The organism is Chamaesiphon sp. VAR_69_metabat_338 (assembly GCF_031423935.1).
Classification (GTDB): domain Bacteria; phylum Cyanobacteriota; class Cyanobacteriia; order Cyanobacteriales; family Chamaesiphonaceae; genus Chamaesiphon.
In genome coordinates this window covers 1-7,225 of sequence record NZ_JANPGM010000232.1, presented here as the reverse complement: position 1 = coordinate 7,225, position 7,225 = coordinate 1, and the positions used below count along the sequence as shown (strand labels likewise).

At 50.6% G+C, this 7,225-nt stretch carries 6 protein-coding genes; 3 read left to right on the top strand and 3 right to left on the bottom strand.

Translation table 11 applies throughout. The features are described from left to right. The 3 genes from RMO84_RS21310 to RMO84_RS06805 all read right to left on the bottom strand — a co-directional run. Positions 1 to 209: uL14 family ribosomal protein (locus RMO84_RS21310; RefSeq protein ID WP_396135792.1), on the bottom strand; the 209-nt coding region annotated here is incomplete at its 3' end. Positions 210 to 282: 73 nt separating this feature from the next. After that, entirely contained in the window at positions 283 to 2,274 is a 1,992-nt protein-coding gene (locus RMO84_RS06810; RefSeq protein ID WP_310487716.1) for a GspE/PulE family protein, read from the bottom strand. Between the two features lie 40 nt (positions 2,275 to 2,314). Next, a complete protein-coding gene (locus RMO84_RS06805; RefSeq protein ID WP_310487715.1) occupies positions 2,315 to 2,464 on the bottom strand; it encodes a hypothetical protein in 150 nt (49 codons plus the stop codon). A gap of 365 nt (positions 2,465 to 2,829) precedes the next feature. On the opposite strand from RMO84_RS06805, the gene grpE reads away from it, so the two are divergent. The 3 genes from grpE to dnaJ all read left to right on the top strand — a co-directional run. Continuing rightward, positions 2,830 to 3,600, top strand: coding sequence for a nucleotide exchange factor GrpE (gene grpE / locus RMO84_RS06800; RefSeq protein WP_310487714.1), 771 nt, complete (start codon positions 2,830 to 2,832; stop codon positions 3,598 to 3,600). Between the two features lie 125 nt (positions 3,601 to 3,725). After that, the gene (gene dnaK / locus RMO84_RS06795) at positions 3,726 to 5,732 is read left to right on the top strand and encodes a molecular chaperone DnaK (RefSeq protein WP_310487713.1); all 2,007 of its coding nucleotides are present in this window, start codon (positions 3,726 to 3,728) and stop codon (positions 5,730 to 5,732) included. A gap of 393 nt (positions 5,733 to 6,125) precedes the next feature. Then, positions 6,126 to 7,225, top strand: a 1,100-nt coding sequence (gene dnaJ / locus RMO84_RS06790; protein ID WP_310487712.1) for a molecular chaperone DnaJ, incomplete at its 3' end; no start/stop codon positions are given.

Sequence of the window (7,225 nt, the reverse complement as noted above, 5' to 3'; positions counted from 1 at the left end):
ATGGTGTCGCCTACGCCGCCGTAAGTACGATTACCCGCGCCCAGGACGCGAATACACATAATTTTCCGAGCACCGCTATTATCCGCAACGGTTAAGTAACTTTCTTGTTGAATCATAATTTTAGGGGATAGGGGATAGGGGGTAGGGGGTAGGAGATAGGGGGTAGGGGATAGGAGATAGGGGGTAGGGGGTAGGGGGTGTTTTTTTATGAGTTTTGCAACTTGGGACGCTTGCGTCCCTTTATTCTCTATTCCCTATTCCCTATTCCCTATCCCCTATTCCCTAATCACTAAATCTCGCCGTCATACAATACGGACAATCCAGCCATTCGGGCTTGAGTTCGGCAGAGCAGGTGAGGCAGACGAGAGTGGTTTTGCGTTTGGCTTTGAGTTCGGCTTCTAAGCCGGAATCGGTAAAGGTAACGCGTTCGACTTCATCGAGCGTGGTGTGACCTTCTTGCACCATTTGGAGACTATACGCTAGCAGCGTTTTCATCCCTTGTTGGACGGCGGTTTCCTTGATCAAGACCGAAGGAGCGCGTTGGTTGATTAGTGCGGCAATTTCATCGGTGATTTGCATCACTTCATAAACACCCGTTCGACCGCGATAACCAATCCCGTTGCAGTTGTTGCAGAGTTCGCCACAAGCTTTGGCAGACTCGATCTCACCATTATTTAGCTCTTTGGCTTTATAGAAGGTGACGACAGTATCTTTAGAAGCAGACAGTCCAAAGCGACTGAGTTCTTCGCGAGTAGGATTGTAGGGAATGCGGCAATCTTTGCAGACGCGGCGGAGGAGTCGTTGAGCGACGACACCAATGAGGGCGGCTGAAACCATGAATGGTTCTACACCCATCTCATCGAGCCGGGTAATCGACCCAGCCGCATCATTCGTGTGTAAGGTGGTCATGACCATGTGACCAGTTAAGGCGGCTTCCATCGAGGTTTTGGCTGTCTCTTGGTCGCGGGTTTCTCCCACCAGAATGATGTCGGGATCTTGGCGCATGAAGGCGCGGAGGATCGAGGCGAAGTTCATCCCTTTTTCGCGGATGACTTGAACTTGGTTGATCCCTGGTAGGGCATACTCGATCGGGTCTTCTGCCGTACTAATATTGACACCAGGGTCGTTTTGTTCGGCTAAGAGCGAATAGAGAGTGGTAGATTTACCCGAACCAGTCGGCCCCGTTACCAGGATCAGTCCAAACGGGCGGCTACCCATTTCCCGCACGATTTCTAGAGTTGGTAAATCGCTAATCAACTTATCCAAACCGAGCTGAGTCGAAGCGTTGTCCAAAATCCGCATACACACCTTTTCGCCATAGCGTCCAGGCAGAGTACTGACCCGAAAATCCACTTTCCGACCTTCAAACGATCGCCTAATCCGACCATCTTGGGGCAATCGCCGCTCGGCAATATCGAGTTCGGCGATGATTTTGAACCGGGAAATGACGGCAGGAATGATGTGCTTGGGCAGAATCGGAAAAGTTTGACGCAGGACGCCATCTTTCCGGAATCTTACGCGTAAACCCTCTTCTTGGGGTTCGATGTGAATATCCGAAACTTTTTCGAGCAAGCCCTTGGCCAGAATTTGGTTGACCAATTTGACCACTGGAGCCGCTTCGGCACCTTGAACGTCAATTTCGTCATTGAGTTCATCTTCGGCACCCCCCAGTTCTGGGACGTCGAAATTTTCCATTTCGACACTGAGATTTTTCTGGGAATTATCGGCAGCATCCTGTTGAATCCGCTCGTCTAAATAGCCATCCAGGAGTTTTTGATAATCTTCAGGAGCGATGACTTCACTGCGCCAAGCGATGCCGTGGGGACGGAGAATTTTATCGAGATCGTTCTTGGCTTGGAGATCGTCTGGCTTGATCATCGCCACGGTCAAGATGGGCGGATCGCCCTCCATTCTACCGATCGGTAATAATTTTAGTTGCCGACAACTGTCAGCAGAGATAAAAGTATTAATTAACTCGCGAACTTGGATCTTGTCAATTTTGGCAGAAGCGATATCGACCGCATTCAAACCATAGACAATTTTTAGCTCGAATAACTGTTGTTTTTTATATTGATGTTGCAACTCCGCAGGCAAAGATTTGCCAGTCAAGGACTCCAAAACTTCCGTCAGCGGATGGTTTTTGGCGCGGCTGTCAACCAAGGCTTGTTTGAGCTGTTCGGCGTTGACATAACCCGATTGAATCAGCTTGTTGCCGAATGGCGAAAAGTCATTGCGGACGATGAGTGCCCGTTTGGGCGATGAAGATTGAGTCATAGCTGCTGTAGATATCTCCTTAGCTTTACAGTATGCCCATTTAGCAACCGGATCTATCGCCGAGTGCGAAATCTGTTAGCGTAAGTAAAGACATCCCCAAGATCGCCGCATAAATCGATCGAACTCGATCGAAATCCGGCTGGATATCCTCAATCGAGCCAATGGTATTTTCTGCCAACAGATTGGGCATGATAAATTGAGACTATTCAAATTGCGTTTGCCACCTTCTCGATCGACTGTACTGACGATCGCCTCGTCAGGTTGGCAACCCGAACTTGCTACCGTCTCAACCCAGCCGATCGGTTTAAGGCACTCGCTACTAAAGCTGCTGGCAAATCCTTACGAATTTGCTAAAAGCTGACGATCGACCCAAATCAGATTTATACTCAAAAGGCAGATTCACTGAATTAGCCTTTCTAGAAGATATGTATTTGATCTAAGTATGTAGATTCGGAATTAATCATTGGCTTGCACACGCTCGATCGCCTAGCGTCTCCACTGGAGAAGATAAGCTCGAAATTGCTTAGCAGTCTGTTAACAGAGAATGAATGAACGATGAGTGAGACCCCACAACAGCCAACTAAACCAGGTGATGAGCACATCTCATCCCCACTGCCATTAGACATCGAATCCCCGCCGCCTGCTGGCGAAACGCTGGCTGCTGAGCCTAACGTTGCCAGCGATGGGCACGAGCAGTCTACCGCACCTGCTAATTCAGCAGGCGCGGCTGAGGAAACTGGCGGCCATGCCGAACCCGTGCCCCCACTGCAATCACCTCCAGAAGAATCGGCTCCCAAGTCATCAGACGTTCAGTCCTTGACCGCTCAACTGGCGGAAATCTCCAATCAACGCGATGCTTTTCAAAGCCAGTATCTGAGAATAGCTGCTGATTTTGATAACTTCCGCAAGCGCAATAGTAAGGAAAAAGAGGAGACGGAACTGCGCACCAAGCAGACCACAATTAGCGAACTTTTGAGTGTTGTGGACAACTTTGAAAGAGCCAGAACCCAAATTAAACCCCAAAATGAAGGGGAAATGGCCATTCATAAAAGCTATCAAGGTGTTTACAAGCAACTAGTCGAAAGTCTCAAGCGGATCGGCGTTTCGCCCATGCGCCCTGAAGGACAACAATTCGACCCCAACTTGCACGAAGCAGTCATGCGTCAGCCCACGGAAGAACACCCCGAAGGCACTGTGATTGAAGAACTGCAACGCGGTTATTACCTGGGCGATCGCATTTTGCGACATTCCCTAGTCAAAGTTGCCGCACCCCCCGAGCAGTTGTCAGCAGAGGATGCGGCTACTCTTGACTCTAGCGATAATTAATCGCCCGATCTCGGCGTTGGCCTCGGCTGTAATCTGCTGACAAGCATCAATGCAGCCGCTGGCGACCCGCTCGCCAATTCCCAAACCCCGTTTTTTTCCAATCTTTTAAGTATTGCCTCAATTTTATGGCAAAAGTCATCGGCATCGACCTTGGTACGACCAATAGCTGCGTTTCTGTTCTAGAAGGCGGTATCCCAGTAGTAATTTCCAATGCGGAGGGCGGTCGCACCACTCCTAGTATCATTGGATTTGCCAAAGGCGGAGAGCAACTAGTCGGACAACTGGCCAAACGGCAAGGCGTAACTAATGCGGAAAATACCGTATATAGTATCAAACGCTTTATCGGTCGCCGGTGGGAAGACACAGACACAGAGCGCAATCGCGTCCCTTACAATTGTATTAAAGGGCGGGATAATACTGTGGACGTGCAAATTCGCGGTCGCACCTATACGCCTCAAGAGGTATCAGCCATGATCCTCCAAAAGCTCAAGAAAGATGCCCAAAATTTCTTAGGACATCCGATCGAGCAAGCGGTGATTACGGTGCCAGCTTATTTTACTGACGCCCAACGTCAAGCTACTAAAGATGCCGGGACGATCGCCGGACTAGAAGTGTTGCGGATTATCAACGAGCCGACAGCGGCAGCGTTAGCCTATGGTTTGGGTAACGCCGACACCGAGCAAAAAATTATGGTCGTGGATTTGGGTGGGGGCACATTCGATGTCTCGATCCTCCAACTGGGTAATGGCATCTATGAAGTCAAGGCGACCTCTGGTAACAACCATTTGGGTGGCGATGATTTTGATAACGAAATCGTCCGCTGGCTGATCAAACACTTCCGTACCACCGAAAGTATCGATCTGTTGAAAGATAAAATGGCACTCCAACGGTTGCGCGAAGCCGCCGAGAAAGCCAAAGTCGAACTCTCGACGATGATGAATACCTCCATCAACCTCCCCTTTATCGCTGCCGACGCTCAAGGCCCCAAACACCTAGAGGTCGAGCTGTCGCGCTCTAAATTCGAGGAAATGGTTGCCAAACTGATCGAATCGACCCTCGAACCCGTCCAGCGCGCGCTCAAAGATGCCGATCTGCAAACTAAAGATATCGACCGGATTTTGCTCGTCGGTGGTTCGACGCGGATTCCCGCCGTCCAACGCGCTATTCAAGACTTTTTTGGTGGGAAAGAACTCGATCGATCGGTCAATCCCGATGAAGCGGTAGCCATGGGTGCTGCCGTCCAAGCTGGTGTCGTCGGCGGGGATGTCAAAGATGTCCTGCTGCTCGATGTCACGCCCTTATCTTTAGGTATCGAAACCCTCGGCGAAGTCTTTACCAAAATCATCGAACGCAACACCACGATCCCGACAAGTAAAGCGCAAGAATTTTCCACCGCCACTGACGGTCAAACTTCAGTTGAGATCCACGTTCTCCAAGGCGAACGGGCAATGGCCAAAGACAACAAAAGTCTCGGTCGCTTCCTGCTCACTGGCATCCCGCCCGCACCTCGGGGCGTGCCCAAAATCGAAGTTTCCTTCGATATCGATGTCAACGGCATTCTCAAAGTTTCCGCTCAAGATCGCGGCACCGGGCGCGAACAAACCGTCGCCATTACCAACACTGGCGGTCTTAACAAAGTAGACATCGAGCGGATGCGCAAAGAAGCCGAAACCTACGCCCAAGATGACTGGCGCAGACTCCAACTGGTGGAACTCAAAAATCAGGCCGATGCCCTGTTCCACACCTACGATACTGCCGTCAAAGATAACGGCCACCTGATCGATGACAGACTGCGCGAACAAGCCGAAACTACGGCTAAAGAACTGCAAATGTTGCTGCTCGAACCATCAGCCAATCTAGAGAACGTCCAACAAGCGATCGATAAGCTCCAGCAAGAGATCTTCGCAATGGGTGCGGCAGTCTATCAACAAGGCACGATTCCCAGCAGTTCCAGTTCCACTGGCTCCACGCCACCGCCCAACGCCAATGGCGAGGCCAAACGCCACGCGCCCCTCAGTCGCGCTGCCGCACCACCACCACCACCGCCACCACCAGCCAAGAAAGTATCGAGCACTCTCACATTAGATTATGATGATGAGACCGCTACTACTGATTATGAGGTAGTTGAATAGATCGTCGGGAATTAAGCAATGGAGAATTACGGTTAACACTCCATCACCTAGACTTGATTCCTTTACAATAAGAATCTAATCCCAAAACTTATGGCTGGTAGACCCTTCCTCGTGCAAAATTTGGAGGCAAATTTAGATATAAACATATTTAAATTGCGCTAAATTCGAGCTGAAGGGGTGATATCCACATCCCATCCACAATTTACTCGGTAGCTTGGGACTAGCGCAGGTCGCCGATCTGACCCGATCGCCACCCACATAACTAGTCTTGCCGCTGGTCGTCACTAGTCGAGTCAACTGCCTCTATTCGATCGGACATTGCTGTTTTAAAGATTTTTTTACCCTAGTCCCCGATTCTGCTTTCTAATACTCCTTGTAAGATAAAACCTCTGTATGGCACGCGACTATTACGAAATTCTCGGCACCTCCAGAGATGCCGATCAAGAAGAGATTAAGCGCGCCTATCGGCGACTGGCGCGGAAATATCACCCAGATATCAACAAAGAACCTGGGGCAGAAGACACTTTTAAAGAAATCAATCGTGCCAACGAAGTCCTGTCCGAACCCGAACTCCGCGCTCGTTACGATCGCTATGGTGAAGCTGGAGTATCATCGGGAGCTGCGTCACCCGGTTATGGCGATATGGGCGACATGGGCGGCTTCGCTGCCGATATATTCGATGCCTTCTTTAATGGCTTTGGCGGCGCAGCCGGACAGCAACAAGCGACGCGACGGCGCAATGGCCCCGCTAGAGGTGAAGACTTACGCCTCGACCTTAAACTAGAGTTTAAAGAAGCGATCTTTGGTGGTGAGAAGGAAATTCGGATTCCCCACCTCGAATCCTGCACGACCTGTAAAAGTACCGGAGCTAAACCCGGCTCGCAACCCCAAGCCTGTAGCACCTGTGGCGGTGCCGGACAAGTCCGTCGCAATACTCGCACCCCATTTGGTAACTTTACCCAAGTTTCGGTCTGTCCGACCTGCAACGGTGAAGGTCAAGTCATCGAAGATAAATGCGAAGTGTGTAACGGCGCGGGCCGCAAGCAAGAAACCAAGAAACTTAAAATCTCGATTCCCAAAGGTGTCGATAACGGTACCAAACTACGCATCGGTAAAGAAGGCGATGCTGGCTTGCGTGGCGGCCCTCCAGGCGACCTCTACGTCTATCTCCACGTCGAGGAAGATGCTGAATTTCGCCGCGAAGGCATCAATATTCTCTCTCAAGTCAAGATCGGTTATCTCCAGGCCATCCTGGGCAGTCATATCCAGATCGAGACGGTCGATGGCCCAACCGAGTTAAATATTCCCGCTGGGATTCAGCCCAATACCGTCCTCAAACTCGAACAAAAAGGCGTACCGCGCTTGGGTAACGAAGTCAGTCGCGGCGACCATTTGCTCACCCTCCAAGTCGATATTCCCACCAAAGTGAGCGCGGAAGAACGCGAACTGCTTGAAAAACTTGCCAAAATTCGCGGCGATCGGGTCGGGAAAGG